Here is a 22124-nt window from a genome sequence, read left to right as displayed (position 1 = left end):
AACCTCTGTTTACTACTGATGAGCGAAATATGTCGACAAGTGTTTTTAATCGCCGGTGGGCGGCGTTGTTGCTGGAAACGCTGGTCCGCCATGGAGTGCGGCATGTCTGTATCGCTCCGGGATCGCGCTCAACGCCTCTGACTCTGGCCGCTGCCGCGAACCGCGCTTTTGTCTGTCATACTCATTTCGATGAGCGGGGCCTGGGCCATTTAGCGCTCGGTCTGGCAAAGGCCACGCGTGAGCCGGTGGCGGTGATCGTCACCTCGGGTACCGCGGCAGCAAATCTTTATCCTGCCCTGATCGAAGCCGGGCTAACCGGGGAGCGGCTGGTGTTTCTCACCGCCGATCGCCCGCCGGAGTTGATTAACTGCGGTGCCAATCAGGCGATCCGCCAAAACGGCCTCTACTCGAGCCACCCTACCTTGAATATCGATTTGCCACGCCCAAGCCCGGATATTCCGGCTCGCTGGCTGGTGTCTACCCTGGACAGCGCGATGGCGCGTCTGCGGCACGGTGCTCTGCATATCAACTGCCCGTTTGCGGAGCCGTTATATGGCGGAGATGAACAGCAGTATGAGCAGTGGTCGGCGGAGCTAGGGGACTGGTGGCAGGATACGCACCCTTGGCTGCGTGAAATGGATCCCCATCGGGTTATTAAGCAGCCGGACTGGTTTTTCTGGCGGCAGAAGCGCGGCGTGATTATTGCTGGCAGGATGGGGGCGGAAGAGGGTGTGCAACTGGCCGAATGGGCGGGCATGCTCGGTTGGCCGCTGATCGGCGATGCCCTCTCGCAAACGGGGCAACCGCTGCCCTGTGCCGACTTATGGTTGGCCAACCCACAGGCCCGCGATCTGTTGGCCAGTGCGCAGGTGGTGGTGCAGTTTGGCAGCAGCCTGACGGGCAAACGCCTGCTACAGTGGCAGGAGCGCTGCCAGCCGGAGGAGTTCTGGCTGATCGACGATCTGCCTGGGCGCCTCGATCCTGCGCATCATCGCGGCCGCCGTATTCGTTCCACCGTTGGCGAGTGGCTCGATCTGCATCCGGCGCAACCTCGCTCACCTTGGGCTGGCGATCTGTCCGCGTTGGCGGATGATGCCCTCGATGCGACTTCGCAATACCTGGTTAACCGGTTTGGTGAGGCGCAACTGGCCCATCGCCTGCCTGAGCTGTTGCCAGAGAACGGCCAGCTGTTTCTCGGCAATAGCCTGATTGTGCGCCTGATCGATGCCTTAACCCAGTTGCCTGCCGGTTATCCGGTGTTCAGCAACCGCGGGGCAAGCGGTATCGACGGCCTAATCTCCACCGCAGCTGGCGTTCAGCGCGCCACAGCCAAGCCGACGTTGGCCGTGGTAGGCGATCTCTCCGCGCTATACGATTTGAATGCCCTGGCTCTGTTGCGCCAATGTTCGGCGCCCACGGTGCTGATCGTGGTGAACAACAATGGCGGGCAGATTTTCTCGCTGTTGCCAACGCCGGAACCTGAGCGCCAGCGGTTTTACTGTATGCCGCAGGATGTGGAGTTCAGCCAGGCGGCAGCCATGTTCCAGCTTGATTATGCTTGCCCGGAAAACTGGGGGCAGTTGCAGCAGGCAGTGGAAAAAGCCTGGCGTCACAGCGGAGCCACGCTGATTGAGTTGCAGGTGCCGCCGAGCGATGGCGCAGAAACCTTGCAACATCTGGTACAAAAAATGGGGGCAAACTGATGCTGGCTTCCCGCGTGCTACAACAAGGTGAAAGCCAGCGGCCATGGTTGATCTGGCTGCATGGTCTGCTAGGGAACAACAATGAGTGGCGGGTGATCGCTTCGCGTTGTGAACAGTGGCCCTCGCTGGCGATTGATTTACCCGGCCATGGCGATTCTGCCGATCAATCCTGCCTGGACTTTGCCGACGTCAGCAGGCAAATCACCGCTACGCTGCAGCAGCATAATATTGAGCGTTACTGGCTGGTGGGCTATTCACTCGGTGGGCGCATCGCCATGTACCATGCTTGCTGCGGAGAAGCGCAAGGGCTGCAAGGTATTGTGATCGAGGGTGGTAATCCTGGATTGGAGAACGAGGATTTACGTGCCCAGCGGCGTGCCCATGATGCCGCCTGGGCGAACCGTTTTCGCACCGAACGCATCAAAACGGTATTGGCCGACTGGTATCTCCAACCGGTCTTTGCCAACCTCAGCCCGATACACCGCGAGGCGCTGATCGCCGCCCGTGCAGATAATCATGGCCCGGCCATTGCCGATATGCTGGAGGCGACGTCCCTCGGGCGGCAACCTTGGCTGGTGCCGCAATTACAACAGTTGGCACTGCCAGTGATGGTGTTATGCGGTGCCGACGATCACAAGTTTCAGGCGTTGGCGCGTGATGCCGGTTTGCCATTGCAAACCGTGCCAGAGGCGGGTCATAACGCTCATCTGGCCAATCCGGCAGATTTTGCCGCCGCGCTCGATGCATTTCTTGCTAAAAAAGGAACCAAACATGCTGTATCCCAATGAAGAACAACTGTACGCCGCGATCGACTGGCAGGACTGCTCGGGTGATTTCGAAGACATCCTGTATCACAAGTCCAGCGATGGCATTGCCAAAATCACCATCAACCGCCCGCAGGTGCGTAATGCCTTCCGCCCGCATACGGTGAAGGAAATGATTGAGGCGATGTCGAACGCACGCTATGACGACGGCATCGGCACCATCATTCTTACCGGTGCCGGGGATAAAGCCTTCTGTTCCGGTGGCGATCAGAAAGTGCGCGGTGACTACGGCGGCTATCGTGATGATAGCGGCGTGCATCACCTGAACGTGCTGGACTTCCAACGCCAGATCCGCACCTGCCCTAAACCGGTAGTGGCGATGGTGGCTGGATACTCCATCGGCGGCGGTCACGTGCTGCATATGATGTGCGATCTGACCATTGCGGCCGATAACGCCATCTTTGGCCAGACCGGGCCGAAAGTCGGTTCCTTTGACGGCGGCTGGGGGGCTTCCTACATGGCGCGTATCGTGGGCCAGAAGAAGGCCCGTGAGATCTGGTTCCTGTGCCGCCAATACGACGCCGCTGCGGCGCTGGATATGGGCCTGGTGAATACCGTGGTGCCGTTGGCCGATCTGGAAAAAGAGACCGTGCGCTGGTGCCGTGAGATGTTGCAGAACAGCCCAATGGCCCTACGCTGCCTGAAAGCCGCACTGAACGCCGACTGCGATGGTCAGGCCGGGCTGCAAGAGCTGGCGGGTAACGCCACCATGTTGTTCTATATGACCGATGAAGGTCAGGAAGGGCGCAACGCATTTATCGAAAAACGCCAGCCTGACTTCAGCAAATTCAAGCGTAACCCGTAATGACGGCACTAACCCGTGTTGCTGCGATCTATCGCTATAGCCTGCCGATGGAGGCGGGCGTGGTGCTGCGCAACCAGCGGCTGAAAACCCGAGATGGCTTGCTGATCCACCTGCAACAGGATGGGCAGCAAGGATGGGGGGAAATTGCCCCCTTACCGGAGTTCAGCCAGGAGACACTCGACCAGGCGCAGCAGGCTACTTTGGCCTGGGTGCAGGCTTGGGTTGCGGGCGAACTGCCTGCGGAAAGCGAGTTGCCGTCGGTGGCTTTCGGCACCAGTTGTGCCCTCGCAGAACTGGCTGGGCAATTGCCAATGCAGGCCGATTATCGCAAGGCGCCGCTGTGCACTGGCGATCCGGACGAGCTGTTCGACCTGTTGGCCGCGCTGCCGGGGGAGAAAGTGGCCAAGGTGAAGGTGGGGATGTATGAGGCGGTGCGGGATGGCATGGTCGTCAATGTCCTGTTGGAAGCCTTACCTGACCTCAAGCTAAGGCTCGATGCCAACCGCAGTTGGAGCCGGGCCAAAGCGGACGGCTTTGCCAAATACGTTAACCCAGCGTGGCGCGATCGCATCGCGTTTCTGGAAGAGCCCTGCAAAACCCGTGACGAATCCCGTGAGTTTGCCCAGGCAACCGGTATTGCCATCGCCTGGGATGAAAGCGTGCGTGAAGCCGATTTTGTCGTACAGGCCGAGCCGGGCGTGGCAGCGATTGTGATCAAACCGACGTTGGTGGGGAGCCTGGCCCGCTGCCGTGAACTGGTCATGCAGGCGCATCAGGCCGGATTGGTGGCGGTGATCAGTTCCAGCATTGAGTCCAGTCTGGGGTTGACGCAGCTGGCGCGCATTGCGCATTGGCTGACGCCGCAAACGGTGCCAGGTTTGGATACGTTGAACCTGATGCAGGCCCAGTTGATACGCAACTGGCCAGAGAGCACCTTGCCGTTATTGGGTATTGATACCTTGGAGTGTGTATGGCGCAGTTGAGTGATTGGCCGTGGCGGCATTGGGCCAAACAGCGCCCGCAGGCGACCGCGGTGATCTTTGAACAACAGCCGGTCAGTTGGCTGATGTTGCAACGGCAGGTAGAAGTGCTGGCTGCCGACTTTCAGCGCCAGGGCGTATTACCCGGTAGCGGCGTGCTGCTGTGTGGGAAAAACAGCTATCCGCTGCTGTTGGCCTATCTGGCGCTCTTGCAGTGTGGTGCGCGCCTGCTGCCGCTCAATCCGACGCTGCCGGCGCCGATGCTGGCGGCTTTGCTGCCGGATCTGGATATCGATTTTGCTTTCAGCCCGGACGGATTACCTGAGTTGCCCCCTGGCGCGATCGTCTTGTCGCCGCCGGGCGTTGATGAGTGCCACTTGCAGCTGCTGCCGTGGGATGAACAAAGACTGGCAACGTTGACGCTGACTTCCGGCTCCAGCGGCTTGCCAAAAGCCGCCGCCCATAGCTATGCCGGCCACCTTGCCAGTGCTGATGGCGTGTTGCAACTGCTGGAGTTTCAGCCACAGGATAGCTGGCTGCTCTCGCTGCCGCTGTTTCACGTGTCTGGTCAGGGTATTATCTGGCGCTGGCTGGCGGTGGGGGCACAGCTTGTGGTGCGTGAAATGCAACCTTTGGCCGATGCGCTGGCGGGATGCACCCATGCTTCGCTGGTGCCCACTCAACTTTGGCGCCTGCTGTCTGAACCGATGGCCAAGCATGCGCTAAAAGAGGTGTTGCTCGGCGGGGCGATGATCCCGGTGTCACTCACCCAGCAGGCCGAGGCGGTAGGGATCCACTGCTGGTGCGGTTATGGTTTGACGGAGCTGGCTTCAACGGTTTGCGCCAAGCGTGCCGACGAGCTGCCCGGCGTTGGAGCACCTTTACCAGGCCGTGAAATACGCCTGGTGGATCAGGAAGTCTGGATCCGCTCCACCAGCCTGGTGCTGGGTTATTGGCTGCGGGGCGGGCTAGTGCCCATTACCGACGATCAAGGATGGTTCCATACTCGCGATCGTGGCGCGATGGAGCAGGGTGAACTGCGTATTATTGGCCGGCTGGATAACCTGTTCTTTAGCGGCGGGGAAGGCGTTGAGCCGGAAGATGTGGAACGCGTTTTTGCCGCGCATCCACAGGTGTTGCAGGTGTTTATCGTACCGATTGACGATGCGGAGTTTGGCCAACGGCCGGTAGCGGTGGTCGATCTGGAAGGCGAGTTGACGCTGGAAGGGTTAATGCTATGGGCGCAGGACCGGCTGGCGAACTTCCAGCGGCCGATTGCCGCATTGGCGTTGCCCGACGAGCTAAAAAACGGCGGCATAAAGATTTCGCGCCGTCGTCTACAACAGTGGGCGAGTAGCCAACTGCAGGCATAACCTGTAGCGTTGCGAAAAAAGGCCGCCCGAGGGCGGCCTTGCTATTGGTGTAAAAAATTATTTCAGGCCCAAGGCCTTGGCTACGCCGTTACCGTAATCGGGATGTACCTTGGTGAACAGCTCAACCTGACGGCGTTGGATCTGTTCTGGCACCTGCGACAGTTCACCGGCGATACGGGTGAACATACGTTGGTGCTCCTCGGCACTCAGCAGATTGAACAGCGCGCGCGGTTGGCTGTAGTAATCGTCGTCTTCACGATGATTCCAGTGATCGGCGGCACCTTCTATGCTCAATGGTGGTTCGCTGAAATCTGGCTGCTCCTGGAACACCCCAAAGCTGTTTGGCTCATAGGTTGCGCCATTGCCGCTGTTACCATCTACACGCATCGCCCCATCGCGATGGTAGTTATGGAACGGGCATTTGGCACCGTTGACCGGGATTTGGTGATGGTTGACGCCCAGGCGGTAGCGGTGTGCATCGCCATAGGAGAACAGACGGCCCTGCAACATTTTATCCGGCGAGAAGCTCACGCCAGGCACCACGTTGGCCGGGTTCATGGCCACTTGTTCTACTTCGGAGAAGTAGTTATCCGGATTGCGATTCAGCTCGAAGAAGCCGACATCGATCAGCGGGTAGTCGCCATGTGGCCAGACTTTGGTCAGGTCAAACGGGTTATACGGGGTTTGTGACGCTTCATGCTCTGGCATGATCTGGATTTGCAGTTTCCAGCGCGGGAAGTCACCGTTCTTGATGGAGTCGAACAGATCGCGCTGCGAACTTTCACGATCTTTGGCGATGATGGCTTCTGCTTCATCGTCCATCAGGTTTTCGATGCCTTGCTCACAGCGGAGGTGGAATTTGACCCAGAAACGCTCGTTATTGGCATTGATAAAGCTGAAGGTGTGGCTGCCGAAGCCGTGCATATGACGGTAGGATTTAGGCAGGCCACGGTCGCTGAAGTCGATGGTCAACTGGTGCAGTGATTCAGGCAGATGGGAGAAGAAGTCCCATTTATATACCGGATTGCGCAGGTTGGTGTGCGGATCGCGTTTTACCACATGGTTCAGGTCTGGGAATTTCAGTGGATCGCGCAGGTAGAACACCGGGGTATCATTACCGACCAGATCCCAGTTACCTTCTTCGGTATAGAATTTCATGGCAAAGCCGCGGATATCACGTTCGGCGTCGGCAGCCCCGCGCTCACCGGCAACGGTAGAGAAGCGGACGAACATTTCGGTTTGCTTACCAATCTCAGAGAAGATTTTTGCGCGGGTGTACTTGGTTATATCGTGGGTGACGGTAAAGGTGCCGTAAGCTCCGGACCCCTTGGCGTGCATACGACGCTCTGGGATCACTTCGCGGTCAAAGTGGGCCAGTTTTTCCAGGAACCAAACGTCTTGAAGTAGCATCGGGCCGCGTTTACCGGCGGTGATCACGTTATTATTATCAACAACGGGCGCGCCAGCCGCAGTAGTTAATCCTTTCTTGCTCATCAATTGCTCCTTACTGTGTAGCAGTTAAGTTGAAAGCTCAGCTTCGGGTGCTGCAGATCTTCATCATATTGACTAAATGAAAAGGCCAGCCCTGCTGACCTCCATCAAAGGCACTACTAGTTGTAGACTTATTCTCAGTCCTCGGCAAATAGGTAGCACTTATCGTTGTAATTTTGGGGTAACTGATTGGTATTTGTTTACAGTTTATTGAAAAATGAACGGGTTATCGCTTTAAATTTTCCGGAAACTGATGACAATTCGGTTACACTTACCCGCGTGTTTTTCCGGTGACAGACATCATCACTCCTTGATGATGAAGAATGAAAAGGATCAATAATGAACAAAACTTTAGTCGCGTGTGCAGCAGGTTTGCTGTTTGTGGCTGGCTCTGCCAATGCGATCAGCGTGAGCGGTGAGGCAGGGGAACATTACACCAACCTGGGCGTCGGCTTGGGAGGCACAACGGCGGGCCTGGGGATCAACGGCAACTGGATCCGTAGCGATCATGATGGTGATATCGGGAGCCTGGGGCTGAGCTTCGGCCTGCCGGTTGGGCCTTTGACGGCCACCGTGGGCGGCAAGGCCATTTATCTTAGCCCGAAAGATGGCAAAGATGGTGGGGCATTGGCATTAGGCGGTGGTCTGCAATGGGATCTCAACCGCTATCTCAGCCTGTATGGCGAAGGCTATTTTGCGCCGGAGTCTTTGACCAGCGGGGCAAAAGCCTACAACGAAGCTAATGGCGGGGTGCGCTTAAACGTGCGTCCGTTCAATGTGGATGTCGGTTATCGTTACATCAACATCGAAGGTAAAGACGGCAACCGCGACAACGCGATAGCCGACGGCCCTTATATCGGTGTGGGCGTGGGCTTCTAATCCTGCCTGCTATTAAACGGGCGCCGCATATGCTGCGCCCATTTTTTTCTGTCAGCCGATGGCCGGTAACAGGCCGCTGGCAATGCTGATCTGAATGGCGATCACCGCGACCCCACAGACAAACACCAACGCCAACGCTGGCGTTCCGCCCCAGACTCGATAGCTGGCCTGATGCCGCCGCCGAGTCTTCCAGACCAGCAATGAAGGCAGCAACAGGGCGAGAACGGACAGAGCAATTGCCGCGAACCCGAGTGCCAGCACAAAACCGCGTGGATAGAACAGCGCAAATGCCAATGGCGGCAGGAAGGTGATGGCACCGGTCTGCAAACGGCCCCGCACGTTATCCTGGCGTTTGAACAGATCGGCCAGGAAGTCGAACAACCCGAGTGAAACCCCCAGGAACGAGGTTGCCAGCGCCAAATCGGCAAACAGGTGCACCGCCAGCTCGACATGAGGCGACGCAACCACGTCACGCACCGCTTGCAGTAAACCGTTCAGCCCGGCCTGTTGTGCCAGAATGCCGACAAAGGTGGTGGAACTGATGCTGCCCAGCGTCGCCAACTGCCAGAAGATATAGGCCACTAACGGGATGGCACTGCCGATGATAAAGATCCAACGCAGCTTGCGGATGTTACCGCCCATATAGTTGACGATGCTGGGTACGCTGCCGTGGAAACCAAACGAAGTGAAGATCACCGGGATGGCCGAGAGCGCCAGCCCTTGTTCCAGCGGGAGCGTCAGCAGGTTGGTTTGCTGGATGTGCGGCATCATCAGGCCAAGCATGACGATCAGGAAAATCGACTTGGCGGTAAACAGAATACGGTTGAACAGATCCACCGAATGGGTGCCGATGCAGACGATCCCCCCTGCGACCAGGGTGAACAGCAGCACGCCGAGGTAAGTCGGGAAGTCCTGAGACGTCCACTGGCTGATGCTGACAGCCAGCAGTTCGCCAGCGCCGCTGATATAGGCCGCGGTCAGCGCATACATCAAGAACATCATGCTGAAACTGGTAAGCCACTGACCACCGCCGCCCAGATAACGTTTGGCCAGCGTTCCCAGACCGGTGTCCGCCTGCTCATGCTGATAAACTTCGACCAGCAACAGCGCGGTATAGCACATCAATAACCACAGCCCGACCAGCAGTGCCAGCGTTACGCCAAAACCCACGCCAGCCGCCGCCAGGGGCATAGCCAGCATCCCTGCACCAATGGTGGTGCCTGCCACGATAAAAACACTGCCCAGCGTGCGATTCTTCACGTTTTTCTCTGCTATTGGATAATTTAGGGGCGTTTTCGGGACCCTATTTTTAGTGCGGCAGAATAGTTGATTGCCGATTTTGTGTCAAACCGACGTTACGTCTGATGTACATTTAAGTTTACGATTGTGAGTGAGGCCGCGGCGGTATCAGAAGGGGGCTCTCTGTCCAGTCAGTTCATTAGCGAGCCAGCCCGCTGCTTTGTCGCTTCGCTTCTGTGTTCCGCCAGACTGATACCGAAAGACAGCAGTAAGGCGATGGCGGCGATGCCTCCGGCCAGCCAGAGGTTGGCGGTCATGCCAAGTTCATCCACAACTTGGCCACCTGCCCATGCCCCCAATGCAATGCCGATATTGAATACGCCCACATACAGTGCGGTAGCAATCTCTACGGCTCGCGGTGCGACTTTCATTGTCCATGTCATTAGACCGACTGATACACCGCCATAGGCCAGCCCCCAAACTAGCAGTACCACTCCACCGCTGATGTAGGAGTCACCAATGGTCAGGAATAGCACCGGAGTGAGCAGTAGGCCCATCGAGACCGCTATCAAGGTCAGGGATGTGCACCGCGCCGCGATGATACCTGCCAAGAAGTTGCCAACAATGCCTGCAAAGCCGTAGGCGAAAAGCAGTGCGCTAATCCATTGCGAATCGAATCTCGGTACTGACAGCAGTAACGGGCGCACGAAGGTAAAGACCATGAAGTGGCTGGCTACCAGCAGTAACGTCAGAAATAACCCGACTTGCAGCTTCCGATTACCGAGTTGTTTGCCGAACTGGCGTAGGGTAGCCGAACTGGCAACGGGGAGTGCAGGAACGACGGCAAGATGCAAAACCAACACCGACACGCTAAGCAGCGCCATACTGCCAAAAGCCCAGCGCCACCCCACAAAGTCACCGACCAGCGCTCCGAGTGGAACCCCAAATACAGAAGCGGCCGCTACACCACCAAAGATAATGGAGGTTGCCAATCCGATGGAGTTATCAGGAACAAGCCGGGAAGCCAAGCCACCTGCGATAGCCCAGACTCCCCCCATACAAAAGCCGACGAGAACACGAGCAGCCAGCATCCAAGCCATGTTCGGTGCCAATGCCGATACAATGTTGGCTATAGCCAGTAGGCCCAGTAATCCGCACAGGATCCTGCGCCGATCCATACCACCAGATGCAATCACCACCAGCGGCGCGAACAAGGCCGCCAGCACTGCTGGCAGCGAGATCATCTGGCCTGCAGTGCCAGTGGATGTCTCCAGAGTGTCGGCAATCGGTGTCAGCAGGCCGACCGGTAGCATTTCCGTCGTGACCACCGAAAAGGTGGCAAGACCTATGGCGGTGACGGCCAACCATTGGTGTCGGGTAGACGTTTGAGGCGCAGTACTTGAAGATTTATCCATAGTTAAGCTCCTTGTGAGTAGGGAAAACAGGTAGTGCCCATATCACGCGGCATTTGGTACGGATGAGTCACGCAGGCGCTGACTCCCCCAAAGAGCGGCCAACAGCACCAAAGCGCCCGCGCACAGGGCTATAACAAATCCAGCACGCGCACCGCTTTCATTAACAACCTGGCCGCATACGGCTGCTCCCAGCGCAACCCCGACATTTAGAGCGGCCAGCAGCCAGGTCATGCCTTCCGTCAATTGGCGCTTTGGTACCTGGCGTTCGATAAGCGACATTGCCACGATCATCGTTGGCGCGAAAAACAGACCTGCTACGAACACCACAGTGGCTAATGTGGCAATGTTGCCTGCCAGCAGCAGGGGCAGCGTTGTCACAGCTGTTGCCAACCCACCCAGCAACAGCAGGCGGGATAATGGGATAGGTAACTTGAGTGCGCCAAACAGCAGACCTGACAGGCATGATCCTACGGCATAGGCAGATAGAACCAGACTGGCCGCCGCGGGTTGCCCCAGTTGCTCGGCGAAGGCCACGCTGACGATATCAACAGTGCCGACGATGATACCCATCGCCATCATCAGCAGTGCCAGCAATCGCACGCTCGTCAATTTGATGACAGATCCTGGCAGGCCCGAAGTAGCGTCATGTGTTTTGACCAACGGTTCGGTGCTGCGCTGTGCGATCAGGGCCAGCACTCCTATGGGGAGAAGTATCGCCGCCGCTAATGGGCCAGCTTGTGGAAATAGCGCTACGGACAGGCCAACTGACAGCGGCGGCCCGGTGATGAAGGTGACTTCATCGAGCACTGTCTCAAGCGAATAGGCCGTCTGCAAGCGCGGTTGGCCCTGGTAGATAGCTGTCCAGCGTGCCCGCGCTACCGCCGACATGCTGGGCATAAAACCGGCCAGTAAGGCACCTGCGAACAAAGTCCAGTCGGGTGCCAGCCACCAGGAACTGGCGAGTAGAAGCAGTATCCCGATGACGCTGATGGCCGTCGCAGCTGGCAGTACTCGGCTCTGTCCGTGGCGATCCATCAAGCGAGATATCTGCGGCGATAGTAGAGCGTAGGCCAGCACGAAGGTGGCGGATACGGCTCCGGCCAGAGCGAAGCTGCCACGCAGTTGTGACAACATCGTGATGATGCCGATGCCAGTCATCGACAGCGGGAGCCTTGCCAGCAGTCCGGCCAGAGCTAAGCTCTTGGTGCCGGGAGCGGTGAACAGTTCTCTATAAGGGTTAGCCATCTCAGTCTCCAGGGGGCATCGCTTGCCTTAGTGGCATAGCGCGGTGATAATACATACGGCACGTATGAATAGGAGTGTATATTCATACGGAGTGTATGTAAATAAACATACGTAACGTATCTAAAGGGGAACGTCAATGGCTCGCCGCACCCGCGCAGAAATGGAAGAAACCCGTGCCACATTGTTGGTAACTGCCCGTAACGTCTTCAGAGAGCACGGCTACGCCGAGACCTCGATGGATGAACTCACCGCGCAGGCGGGCTTGACCCGTGGCGCGCTTTATCATCACTTTGGTGACAAGAAAGGGTTGCTGACGGCAGTGGTGGAACAAATCGATGCCGAGATGGATGCGCGCCTACAACTCATCTCCGACACCGCCGAAGATGCGTGGGAAGGTTTCCTCAGCCGTTGTCGTGCCTATCTGGATATGGCGCTGGAGCCGGAATTCCAGCGCATCGTGCTTCGCGACGCCAGGGCGGTGCTGGGCGGAGCTTCGCCGGACTCGCAACGCCATTGTGTTGAGTCGATGCGGCGGCTGATAGACAACCTTATCCAACAAGGTATCGTCGCTAAGGTCGATCCCCAGGCGCTAGCATCGCTGATCTACGGTAGCTTGGCTGAGGCTGCGTTCTGGATCGCGGACGGTGATGACGGCAATACGCGGCTGGCGGGAAGTGTTGGCGCGCTGGAGCTATTGCTGCGAGGATTGTTGACCAAATCATAAGTTAACGAAACTCCCTGTTCATACTGCTCCCCCTGCCTGTAGCACTATTAGCCGCAGCTATTTGGTGAAAAGTTGGTTACAGGCTTCTATAGTGGTGGGATCTGAACATAAAGGGAGAGGTCAATGTTAAGGGTGGAGATGCTCAGCACTGGTGATGAGGTGCTGCATGGGCAAATTATTGATACCAACGCTGCCTGGCTGGCAGATTACCTGTTCCAGCAAGGCTTGCCGATGAGCGGACGCGAAACGGTGGGGGATAGCCTTTCTTCGCTGATCGAAATCCTGCAGGAGCGTAGCCATATTGCCGACGTGCTGATCGTCAACGGCGGTCTGGGGCCAACCAGCGACGATCTCAGCGCGTTAGCGGCAGCAAAGGCTTGCGATACCGAGCTGGTCGAACATCCCGAATGGATCGCCCGTATGGAAGCCTACTTTGCGGAACGCGGCCGCCCAATGGCGGCTTCAAACCGTAAACAGGCGCAGATCCCGGCTAATGCGGAAATGCTGGATAACCGCGTTGGTACCGCCTGCGGCTTCGCCTTAACGCTGAATAAGTGCCGCATGTTCTTTACGCCGGGTGTGCCTTCCGAATTTAAAGTGATGGTAGAAGAGCAGATCCTGCCACGCCTGCGCCAGGGCTTTACTCTGCCTGAGCCGCCATTGTGTCTTCGCCTTACCACCTTCGGGACTTCGGAAAGCGACTTGGCTGCTGAACTGGACGGCATGCCTTTGCCGCCGGGTGTCGTACTGGGCTATCGCTCTTCCAGCCCGATTATTGAATTGAAGTTGACCGGTCCACAGGCTCAGCGTGCCGCGATGGAACAAGCCTGGCAGCGAGTGCGACAGGTTGCGGGTGACAATACGATTTTTGAAGGTACGGCTGGGCTACCGGCAGAGCTGACGCAACGCTTACTGCAGCAAAACTTGACGTTGGCGCTGAGCGAGCAATTTACCGCCGGGCTAATCAACCTGCAGTTGCAGAGCGAAGGGGCCCCGCTGGCCGGTGGCGAACTGTTACCGGCACATTGCTCCGAGACATTGGCAACGGTGCTGGCGCGTGCCCAGTCTTTGGCGCAGCTCACCGGTGCGCAGTTGGCGTTGGCGGTTAGCTCCATGGCAGGGGATCGTGTCAGCGTTGCCCTGCATACGCCAAAAGGCGGTATTGGCCAGACGGTGAGCTATCGTGCATCACGTCATGGTCTGCGTTTACGTCAGGAGTCGGTCGCGATGCTGGCGCTGGATATGCTGCGCCGTTGGCTGAATGGCGGCCAGGTTTGCGGCAAAAACGGCTGGCTGGAAATTGTGGAAATTATCGAGTAGAAACGAGTTTATGGCGGTGATATATCCCTTATGGATCATAATAATATAAGGGATATTCGCTGTGGGATTGTGTTGTTACACGCTTTGCGAGTGCTTGAGACTTTTCGTCTTCGGCATTGATACCCGCCGCCTTTCAAGCTGCAGCGTTGTTGGCTGCGGGTGTTCATCCCAGTCACTTACTAAACGTAAGCTCCTGGGGATTCACACCTTTACCACCTAGCTGCAACTTGAAATTCTTAGGGTATTCAGTGATCGATGATTATTTTATTGAGTTAGATTTCCAGCTCGATATCCATGGCGGGCATGCAGCAGCAGGGCAGGATCTCGCCGTGATTGATAAATGCCAACGGCTGCTGGTGGTAAGCGACCTCACCCTTCAGTAATTTCACTCGGCAGGCACCGCAATAGCCGGAGCGGCATTGGTATTCCACCTCCACCTCATGCAGTTCCAGCACGTCGAGCAGGCACTTCTCACCTTCGGGGCAGGAGAGCTGCGTACCGGTGGCACGCAGCGTGATGGTTGGTGCCGCCACTTACAGCTCGAAATCACTCAGGTCGTCGGCGTTGACTTCAGAGTCAATCTGGCCGACCAGGTAAGAGCTGACTTCAACTTCCTGCGGAGCCACCTGCACGTTATCCGACACCAGCCAGGCGTTGATCCACGGGATTGGGTTGGAGCGGGTAGGGAACGGTGAACCCAGGCCGACGGCCTGCATGCGGATATTGGTAATGTATTCCACATACTGGCACAGGATGTCTTTGTTCAGGCCAATCATGGAGCCGTCACGGAACAGATATTCGGCCCACTCTTTCTCTTGCTGTGCCGCCAGGACGAACAGGTCATAACACTCTTGCTGGCATTCCACGGCGATTTCGGCCATCTCTGGGTCATCGGCGCCTGAGCGCATCAGGTTCAGGATATGTTGCGTACCGGTCAGGTGCAGGGCTTCGTCGCGGGCGATCAGCTTGATGATTTTGGCGTTGCCTTCCATCAGCTCACGCTCGGCGAAAGCAAACGAACAGGCGAAGCTAACGTAGAAACGAATGGCCTCTAGTGCGTTGACGCTCATCAGGCACAGATACAGCTGCTTTTTGATGGCGCGCAGGTTAACGGTCACCGTTTTACCATTGACCTGATGCGTGCCTTCACCCAGTAGATGATAGTAACTGGTCATTTCGATCAGATCGTCGTAGTAGCCGGAGATATCTTTTGCCCGCTTGAGGATCTCCTCGTTGGTGACGATATCGTCAAACACCACCGACGGATCGTTAACGATGTTACGAATGATATGGGTGTAGGAACGCGAGTGAATGGTCTCTGAGAATGACCAGGTTTCGACCCAGGTTTCCAGCTCCGGAATGGAGATCAGCGGCAGAAATGCCACGTTAGGGCTACGGCCCTGAATGGAGTCCAGCAGCGTCTGATACTTCAGGTTGCTGATGAAGATGTGCTTCTCGTGTTCCGGCAGCGCTTGATAGTCGATACGATCGCGCGCGACGTCAACCTCTTCCGGACGCCAGAAGAAGGAGAGCTGCTTTTCGATCAGCTTTTCGAAGATCTCATGTTTTTGCTGGTCGAAACGCGCCACGTTGACCGACTGGCCGAAGAACATCGGCTCAAGCAACTGGTTGTTTTTGTTTTGAGAAAAAGTAGTGTAAGCCATGAGCTTGGATCCATTAGTGCCGGGCTGAAAATTAAAGGGGCCGGAAGAGTTCCGGCCCGCTGTGTCAAACGTTAGATCTTGCAGGCGCCGCCTTCACAGTCGTCATCGCCGCCCTGAGCAGGCTGCATGTCTTCCTGGATATCATCTGCACCGTCGCGGGTGTTCTGATAATACAGCGTTTTGACACCAAACTTGTAGGTGGTGAGCAGATCTTTCAACAGCTGCTTCATCGGTACCTTGCCACCCGGGAAACGGGTTGGGTCATAGTTGGTGTTCGCCGAGATCGACTGATCGATAAATTTCTGCATCAGGCCAACCAGTTGCAGGTAACCGTCGTTATTCGGTAATTCCCACAGCAGTTCGTAGTCATTTTTCAGACGTTCATACTCAGGAACGACCTGGCGCAGAATACCGTCTTTGGACGCTTTGATACTGATGTGGCCGCGTGGTGGCTCAATGCCGTTGGTGGCATTGGAGATCTGCGACGAGGTTTCCGACGGCATCAAGGCAGACAGCGTTGAGTTGCGCAGGCCGGTCTCTTTGATCTCTTTACGCAGCGTTTCCCAGTCGTAATGCAGCGGTTCGCTACAGATCGCGTCTAAATCTTTCTTGTAAGTATCGATTGGCAGGATGCCTTGCGCATAGGTGGTTTCATTGAACCACGGGCAAGCCCCTTGCTCCTGAGCCAGACGGTTCGAGGCTTTCAGCAGGTAGTACTGGATCGCTTCGAAGGTTCTGTGGGTCAGGTTGTTGGCGCTGCCGTCGGAATAACGTACGCCGTTCTTCGCCAGGTAATAGGCGAAGTTGATCACACCGATACCCAGAGTACGGCGGCCCATCGCGCCACGGTGAGCGGCTTTGATAGGGTAATCCTGATAATCCAGCAGGGCGTCGAGCGCACGCACGGCTAGCGTAGCCAGCTCTTCCAGATCGTCCAGGCTCTCAATCGCACCCAGGTTGAAGGCTGACAGCGTACACAGCGCGATTTCACCGTTTTCGTCGTTAACGTCATCCAGCGGTTTGGTCGGCAAAGCGATTTCCAGACACAGGTTTGACTGGCGTACCGGGGCGATCTGCGGATCGAACGGGCTGTGGGTGTTGCAGTGGTCGACGTTCTGGATGTAGATACGGCCAGTAGAAGCACGTTCCTGCATCATCAGTGAGAACAGCTCTACCGCTCTCACGCGCTGCTGGCGAATGCTACTGTCTTTCTCATACAGGGTGTACAGACGTTCGAACTCGTCCTGATCGGCGAAGAACGCGTCGTACAGCCCTGGGACGTCAGACGGGCTGAACAGGGTGATGTCTTCATTCTTGATCAGGCGCTGATACATCAGGCGGTTGAGCTGTACGCCGTAGTCCATGTGACGGACGCGGTTGCCTTCAACCCCACGGTTGTTTTTCAGCACCAGCAGGCTTTCCACTTCCAGATGCCACATTGGGTAGAACAGCGTTGCTGCACCACCACGCACACCGCCCTGAGAGCAGGATTTTACTGCGGTCTGGAAGTGCTTGTAGAACGGGATACAGCCGGTGTGGAAGGCTTCACCGCCACGAATTGGGCTACCCAAGGCACGGATACGGCCAGCATTGATACCGATACCGGCACGCTGTGAAACGTATTTCACAATGGCGCTGGAGGTGGCGTTAATGGAATCCAGGCTGTCACCACACTCGATCAGCACGCAAGAGCTGAATTGGCGGGTTGGGGTGCGCACGCCAGACATGATCGGCGTAGGCAGTGAAATCTTGAAGGTGGAGATCGCGTCATAGAAACGTTTTACGTAGTCCAGACGGGTGGCGCGCGGATAGTTGGAGAACAGGCACGCGGCAACCAGGATATACAGGAACTGGGCGCTTTCGTAGATCTCGCCGCTAACGCGGTTCTGCACCAGATATTTCCCTTCCAACTGCTTCACGGCAGCGTAGGAGAAGTTCATATCACGCCAGTGATCGATAAAGGAGTCCATCTGCTCGAACTCTTCAGTGGTGTAGTCTTCCAGCAGATGTTTATCGTATTTGCCCATTTCCACCATGCGTGCAACGTGGTCGAGCAGCTTCGGCGGCTCAAACTGACCGTAAGCTTTTTTACGCAGATGGAAGATGGCGAGGCGAGCGGCCAGATACTGATAGTCCGGTGCGTCACGGGAGATCAGATCGGCTGCAGCCTTGATGATGGTTTCATGAATATCGGCGGTTTTGATGCCGTCATAAAACTGAATATGTGAACGTAACTCTACTTGAGAGACCGAGACGTTGTTTAAACCTTCCGCGGCCCAGTCGATGACTCGGTGGATTTTGTCGAGGTTGATGCGCTCTTTACTGCCATCGCGTTTAGTTACAAGTAGGCTTTGGTTCATTTTTACCTGTCCGTGAGATTCCCCTAAGCAGAAAGTGTAGTCGCTCTGCTCAGTATGTAAACACTATATATAGGGGGTGTATGTCGGTGAGGTAACAAGATAGTGATAAAACGGTGGGTTTGCAAGTGAACAAAACCTGCCGATCTTGTGGATAACTTGGGGGTGAAATGTTACCAATTGTTCCTAGTGCGCGCCCTATCTGGGGTGGCAAGGTTGTCAATAAGCACGATGAGATTTTGCTGATTTTGTGAAAACCCCGATCGTTTGCCGCTTTATTAAACGTTAGAAAAAAACCGCATATTGATCTGCTTTTATATTCTTAAAAATGGTTTAGATCGGCTTTTTTGATCGAGAACGGATAAATAGGTATTTATCTTATACGCTTAGTTGCACCGGCGGCGGAAACATCGCCCCCGGTACGTTTCGGCAGTTTCAACCCTGGTGCTGGGTATGCACCATGTAGTTCACATCAACGTTGCGGCCCAGCTTGAAATGGTCGGTGATCGGGTTGTAATGCAGGCCGATGATATGTTTTTCACGCAGCTCGGTGCCGTCGACCCAACCGATCAGTTCAGAAGGGCGGATGAACTTCTTATGATCATGGGTGCCCTGTGGCACCATCTTGAGTACGTATTCAGCGCCGATGACCGCCATCAGCCAGGCTTTGGTATTGCGGTTGATGGTGGAGAAGAACACATGGCCGCCTGGTTTGACCAGGTGTGCACAGGCGCGCACGACGGAGGCCGGGTCAGGGACGTGCTCGAGCATTTCCATACAGGTGACGATGTCATACTGTTGTGGATGAGCTTGCGCATGGCTTTCTACCGTTTCTTGCACGTAGGTCACCTGCATACCGCTTTCCAACGCATGCAGTCGCGCCACCTGGAGCGGTTCTGCCCCCATATCCAGCCCGGTCACCAACGCACCTTCACGCGCCATGCTCTCTGCCAGAATGCCGCCGCCGCAGCCAACGTCGAGCACTTGTTTGTCAAAAATGCCCCCTGCGCGCTGCATGATATAATTCAGACGCAGCGGATTGATCCGATGCAGCGGCTTGAACTCACCTTCCAGATCCCACCAGCGCGAGGCGACAGCTTCAAATTTGGCGATTTCCTGGTGATCAACGTTTGGCGCGTGACGGGATGATTCAGCATTCATGGGCGTTATTGGCTCCTGGTTCTCTTATGGTGCAGATTATACATGTTCCGGCAGGCTTGGCGCAGCGCTGTTGTTATCGAGGCAAGTGTTATCGAGGTAATTTTCGCCCGCAGGGCAGCACATTTCAGCGAAACAGCGCCGGTAATTTCCCCGTAAAGCGCGCTTTGTGATATAGTTTTACACCTTTGGCACTACGCCAAGGCAGATGAATCATTCAGTATGAGGGATAGCAGCTCCATGAGCGACCTTGCCAGAGAAATCACACCGGTAAATATCGAAGAAGAGCTGAAAAGCTCGTATCTGGATTACGCGATGTCGGTTATTGTCGGCCGTGCGTTGCCAGATGTTCGTGATGGACTGAAGCCGGTGCACCGCCGCGTTCTGTACGCGATGAATGTACTGGGTAACGACTGGAATAAACCCTACAAGAAATCGGCCCGTGTCGTTGGGGACGTGATCGGTAAGTATCACCCGCATGGTGACAGCGCGGTGTATGACACGATCGTCCGTATGGCCCAACCGTTTTCGTTGCGTTACATGTTGGTGGACGGCCAGGGTAACTTCGGTTCTGTGGACGGCGACTCCGCCGCAGCAATGCGTTATACCGAAGTGCGCATGTCGAAAATCGCCCACGAACTGCTGGCGGATCTGGAAAAAGAGACCGTCGACTTCGTGCCAAACTATGACGGTACCGAGCAGATCCCGGCCGTTATGCCAACCAAGATCCCGAACCTGCTGGTCAACGGCTCGTCCGGTATCGCCGTGGGCATGGCGACCAACATTCCGCCGCATAACCTGTCTGAAGTTATTAATGGCTGTCTGGCCTATATCGAGGATGAAAACATCAGCATTGAAGGGCTGATGGAACACATCCCAGGCCCGGACTTCCCGACGGCGGCAATCATCAATGGCCGTCGTGGTATTGAAGAAGCCTACCGTACCGGCCGTGGCAAAGTGTATCTCCGCGCCCGTGCCGAGGTAGAGGCGGACGCTAAAACCGGCCGCGAAACCATCATCGTGCATGAAATTCCTTATCAGGTGAATAAAGCGCGCCTGATCGAGAAAATTGCCGAGTTGGTGAAAGAGAAACGCGTTGAAGGCATCAGCGCGCTGCGTGACGAGTCTGATAAAGACGGTATGCGCATCGTGATTGAAGTCAAACGTGACGCCGTGGGTGAAGTGGTGCTGAATAACCTGTATTCGCTGACTCAGCTACAGGTCACCTTCGGTATCAACATGGTGGCACTGCATCAGGGCCAGCCAAAGTTGCTGAACCTGAAAGATATTCTGCGTGCATTTGTGCGCCACCGCCGTGAAGTGGTGACCCGCCGTACCATTTTCGAACTGCGTAAAGCCCGCGATCGCGCCCATATCCTGGAAGCGTTAGCCATTGCCTTGGCCAACATCGACCCGATTATCGAACTGATCCGCCGTGCGCCGACTCCGGCAGAAGCGAAGATTGCGTTAATCGCGCAGCCTTGGGATCTGGGTAACGTCGGGGCGATGCTGGAACGTGCCGGTGATAACGCTGCACGCCCAGAGTGGCTGGAGCCAGAGTTTGGCATCCGTGACGGTAAATATTACCTGACCGAGCAACAGGCTCAGGCGATCCTGGATCTGCGCTTGCAAAAACTGACCGGCCTGGAGCACGAGAAGCTGCTGGACGAGTATAAAGAGCTGCTGAACCTCATCGCTGAGCTGATCTTTATTCTGGAAAACCCAGACCGCTTGATGGAAGTGATCCGTGAAGAACTGGTGGCCATGCGCGATCAGTTCGGCGATGCACGCCGTACCGAAATTACCGCCAACACGTCTGATATCAACATCGAAGACCTGATCAACCAGGAAGATGTGGTCGTGACATTGTCGCATCAGGGCTACGTGAAGTATCAGCCTCTGACCGACTATGAAGCGCAGCGTCGCGGTGGTAAAGGCAAGTCAGCAGCCCGTATCAAAGAAGAAGACTTTATCGATCGTCTGCTGGTGGCCAACACCCACGACACGATCCTGTGCTTCTCCAGCCGTGGTCGCCTGTACTGGATGAAGGTGTATCAACTGCCTGAAGCCAGCCGTGGTGCTCGTGGCCGGCCGATCGTCAACCTGTTGCCGCTGGAAGCCAACGAACGTATCACCGCCATTCTACCGGTACGTGAATACGAAGAAGGCCGCCATGTATTCATGGCTACCGCTAGCGGTACCGTGAAGAAAACCGCATTAACCGAGTTCAGCCGCCCGCGCAGCGCAGGCATCATCGCCGTTAACCTCAACGAGGGTGACGAGCTGATTGGTGTTGACCTGACCGACGGCAGCAACGAAGTGATGCTGTTCTCCGCCAACGGTAAAGTGGTCCGCTTCCCAGAAGGGCAGGTTCGTTCAATGGGCCGTACCGCTACCGGCGTTCGCGGTATCAACCTCGGTGAAGGCGATCGCGTAGTTTCGCTGATTATTCCTCGTGGTGAAGGCGATATCCTGACCGTGACGCAGAACGGCTACGGCAAGCGTACCGCGGTAACGGAATACCCGACCAAATCGCGCGCGACCCAAGGGGTTATCTCCATTAAGGTCAGCGAGCGTAATGGTCAGGTTGTTGGGGCTGTACAGGTAGAAACTACCGATCAGATCATGATGATCACCGATGCAGGCACGCTGGTGCGTACCCGTGTCGCGGAAGTCAGCGTGGTTGGCCGTAACACCCAGGGTGTCACCCTGATCCGTACTGCGGAAGACGAGAACGTTGTCGGCCTGCAGCGCGTTGCTGAACCGGTTGAAGATGAAGAGCTTGATAGCCTTGAACCGGGCGCAGAAGAAGCGGAAGAAGATACCACACCACTCGATGAGGGTGATGATGATACCGGCGCCGTAGACGATATGGATGACGAGAACGCCTAAATAGCACGGCCTTGGCCGTATAATCTGGGTGGTTCAAAAAGGGCTTGGCAGCGAT

Annotated in this window: 17 protein-coding genes; 9 read left to right on the top strand and 8 right to left on the bottom strand. The window is 56.2% G+C overall.

Annotation, left to right across the window (positions count from 1 at the left end; translation table 11 throughout):
- Positions 1 to 29 precede the first annotated feature (29 nt).
- Genes menD through menE form a run of 5 tightly spaced genes read left to right on the top strand, consistent with a single transcriptional unit; the run spans position 30 to position 5685 of the window.
- Positions 30 to 1703, top strand: a complete 1674-nt coding sequence (gene menD / locus ACMV5H_RS08350) for a 2-succinyl-5-enolpyruvyl-6-hydroxy-3-cyclohexene-1-carboxylic-acid synthase (RefSeq protein WP_021805978.1) — start codon at positions 30 to 32, stop codon at positions 1701 to 1703.
- Positions 1703 to 2491, top strand: a complete 789-nt coding sequence (gene menH, locus ACMV5H_RS08345; RefSeq protein ID WP_021805977.1) for a 2-succinyl-6-hydroxy-2,4-cyclohexadiene-1-carboxylate synthase — start codon at positions 1703 to 1705, stop codon at positions 2489 to 2491. Before menD ends, menH begins: the two co-directional genes overlap by 1 nt.
- On the top strand, positions 2475 to 3332 hold the full coding sequence (gene menB, locus ACMV5H_RS08340; protein WP_021805976.1) for a 1,4-dihydroxy-2-naphthoyl-CoA synthase: 858 nt from the start codon (positions 2475 to 2477) through the stop codon (positions 3330 to 3332). Before menH ends, menB begins: the two co-directional genes overlap by 17 nt.
- The gene (menC, locus tag ACMV5H_RS08335; RefSeq protein WP_115158192.1) at positions 3332 to 4315 is read left to right on the top strand and encodes an o-succinylbenzoate synthase; all 984 of its coding nucleotides are present in this window, start codon (positions 3332 to 3334) and stop codon (positions 4313 to 4315) included. Before menB ends, menC begins: the two co-directional genes overlap by 1 nt.
- The gene (gene menE, locus ACMV5H_RS08330; RefSeq protein WP_414821694.1) at positions 4303 to 5685 is read left to right on the top strand and encodes an o-succinylbenzoate--CoA ligase; all 1383 of its coding nucleotides are present in this window, start codon (positions 4303 to 4305) and stop codon (positions 5683 to 5685) included. Before menC ends, menE begins: the two co-directional genes overlap by 13 nt.
- A 57-nt stretch (positions 5686 to 5742) precedes the next feature.
- Here menE and katA read toward each other — a convergent pair whose 3' ends face one another.
- On the bottom strand, positions 5743 to 7179 hold the full coding sequence (gene katA, locus ACMV5H_RS08325; protein WP_414821693.1) for a catalase KatA: 1437 nt from the start codon (positions 7177 to 7179) through the stop codon (positions 5743 to 5745).
- Between the two features lie 336 nt (positions 7180 to 7515).
- Between katA and ACMV5H_RS08320 the strand changes: the two genes are divergently transcribed.
- On the top strand, positions 7516 to 8055 hold the full coding sequence (locus tag ACMV5H_RS08320) for a YfaZ family outer membrane protein (RefSeq protein WP_021178499.1): 540 nt from the start codon (positions 7516 to 7518) through the stop codon (positions 8053 to 8055).
- A gap of 51 nt (positions 8056 to 8106) precedes the next feature.
- Here the strand turns inward: ACMV5H_RS08320 and tyrP are convergent, their stop codons facing one another.
- The 3 genes from tyrP to ACMV5H_RS08305 all read right to left on the bottom strand — a co-directional run bounded on the left by tyrP (position 8107) and on the right by ACMV5H_RS08305 (position 11954).
- A complete protein-coding gene (gene tyrP, locus ACMV5H_RS08315; RefSeq protein WP_021805972.1) occupies positions 8107 to 9315 on the bottom strand; it encodes a tyrosine transporter TyrP in 1209 nt (402 codons plus the stop codon).
- Between the two features lie 170 nt (positions 9316 to 9485).
- Entirely contained in the window at positions 9486 to 10709 is a 1224-nt protein-coding gene (locus ACMV5H_RS08310) for an MFS transporter (protein ID WP_021805971.1), read from the bottom strand.
- 42 nt (positions 10710 to 10751) lie between these two features.
- Positions 10752 to 11954: an MFS transporter gene (locus tag ACMV5H_RS08305; protein ID WP_414821692.1), complete on the bottom strand. Its 1203-nt coding sequence runs from the start codon at positions 11952 to 11954 to the stop codon at positions 10752 to 10754.
- A 136-nt stretch (positions 11955 to 12090) separates the two neighbouring features.
- Between ACMV5H_RS08305 and ACMV5H_RS08300 the strand changes: the two genes are divergently transcribed.
- Complete coding sequence (locus ACMV5H_RS08300) at positions 12091 to 12678, top strand: TetR/AcrR family transcriptional regulator (protein ID WP_115158188.1); 588 nt, start codon at positions 12091 to 12093, stop codon at positions 12676 to 12678.
- A gap of 123 nt (positions 12679 to 12801) precedes the next feature.
- Complete coding sequence (locus ACMV5H_RS08295) at positions 12802 to 13998, top strand: nicotinamide mononucleotide deamidase-related protein YfaY (RefSeq protein ID WP_115158187.1); 1197 nt, start codon at positions 12802 to 12804, stop codon at positions 13996 to 13998.
- Positions 13999 to 14270: 272 nt separating this feature from the next.
- On the opposite strand, the gene yfaE is transcribed toward ACMV5H_RS08295, so the two are convergent.
- The 4 genes from yfaE to ubiG all read right to left on the bottom strand — a co-directional run bounded on the left by yfaE (position 14271) and on the right by ubiG (position 19180).
- Positions 14271 to 14531 carry a class I ribonucleotide reductase maintenance protein YfaE gene (gene yfaE / locus ACMV5H_RS08290; protein WP_021805960.1) on the bottom strand — a complete coding sequence of 87 codons (261 nt, stop codon included), beginning with the start codon at positions 14529 to 14531 and terminating at the stop codon, positions 14271 to 14273.
- Positions 14532 to 15662 (bottom strand): class Ia ribonucleoside-diphosphate reductase subunit beta, encoded by a 1131-nt coding sequence (nrdB, locus tag ACMV5H_RS08285; protein ID WP_021805959.1) that lies wholly within the window; start codon positions 15660 to 15662, stop codon positions 14532 to 14534.
- Positions 15663 to 15733: 71 nt separating this feature from the next.
- Complete coding sequence (gene nrdA / locus ACMV5H_RS08280) at positions 15734 to 18022, bottom strand: class 1a ribonucleoside-diphosphate reductase subunit alpha (RefSeq protein WP_021178494.1); 2289 nt, start codon at positions 18020 to 18022, stop codon at positions 15734 to 15736.
- 432 nt (positions 18023 to 18454) lie between these two features.
- Positions 18455 to 19180 carry a bifunctional 2-polyprenyl-6-hydroxyphenol methylase/3-demethylubiquinol 3-O-methyltransferase UbiG gene (gene ubiG / locus ACMV5H_RS08275; protein ID WP_021178493.1) on the bottom strand — a complete coding sequence of 242 codons (726 nt, stop codon included), beginning with the start codon at positions 19178 to 19180 and terminating at the stop codon, positions 18455 to 18457.
- Positions 19181 to 19417: 237 nt separating this feature from the next.
- On the opposite strand from ubiG, the gene gyrA reads away from it, so the two are divergent.
- On the top strand, positions 19418 to 22069 hold the full coding sequence (gyrA, locus tag ACMV5H_RS08270; protein WP_021178492.1) for a DNA topoisomerase (ATP-hydrolyzing) subunit A: 2652 nt from the start codon (positions 19418 to 19420) through the stop codon (positions 22067 to 22069).
- Positions 22070 to 22124 lie beyond the last annotated feature (55 nt).

Source organism: Serratia sp. N21D137 (genome assembly GCF_047530005.1).
Lineage (GTDB): Bacteria > Pseudomonadota > Gammaproteobacteria > Enterobacterales > Enterobacteriaceae > Chania > Chania fonticola_B.
Note: the sequence above shows the minus strand (reverse complement) of the source record. Positions and strands in the feature narration are given on the sequence as shown.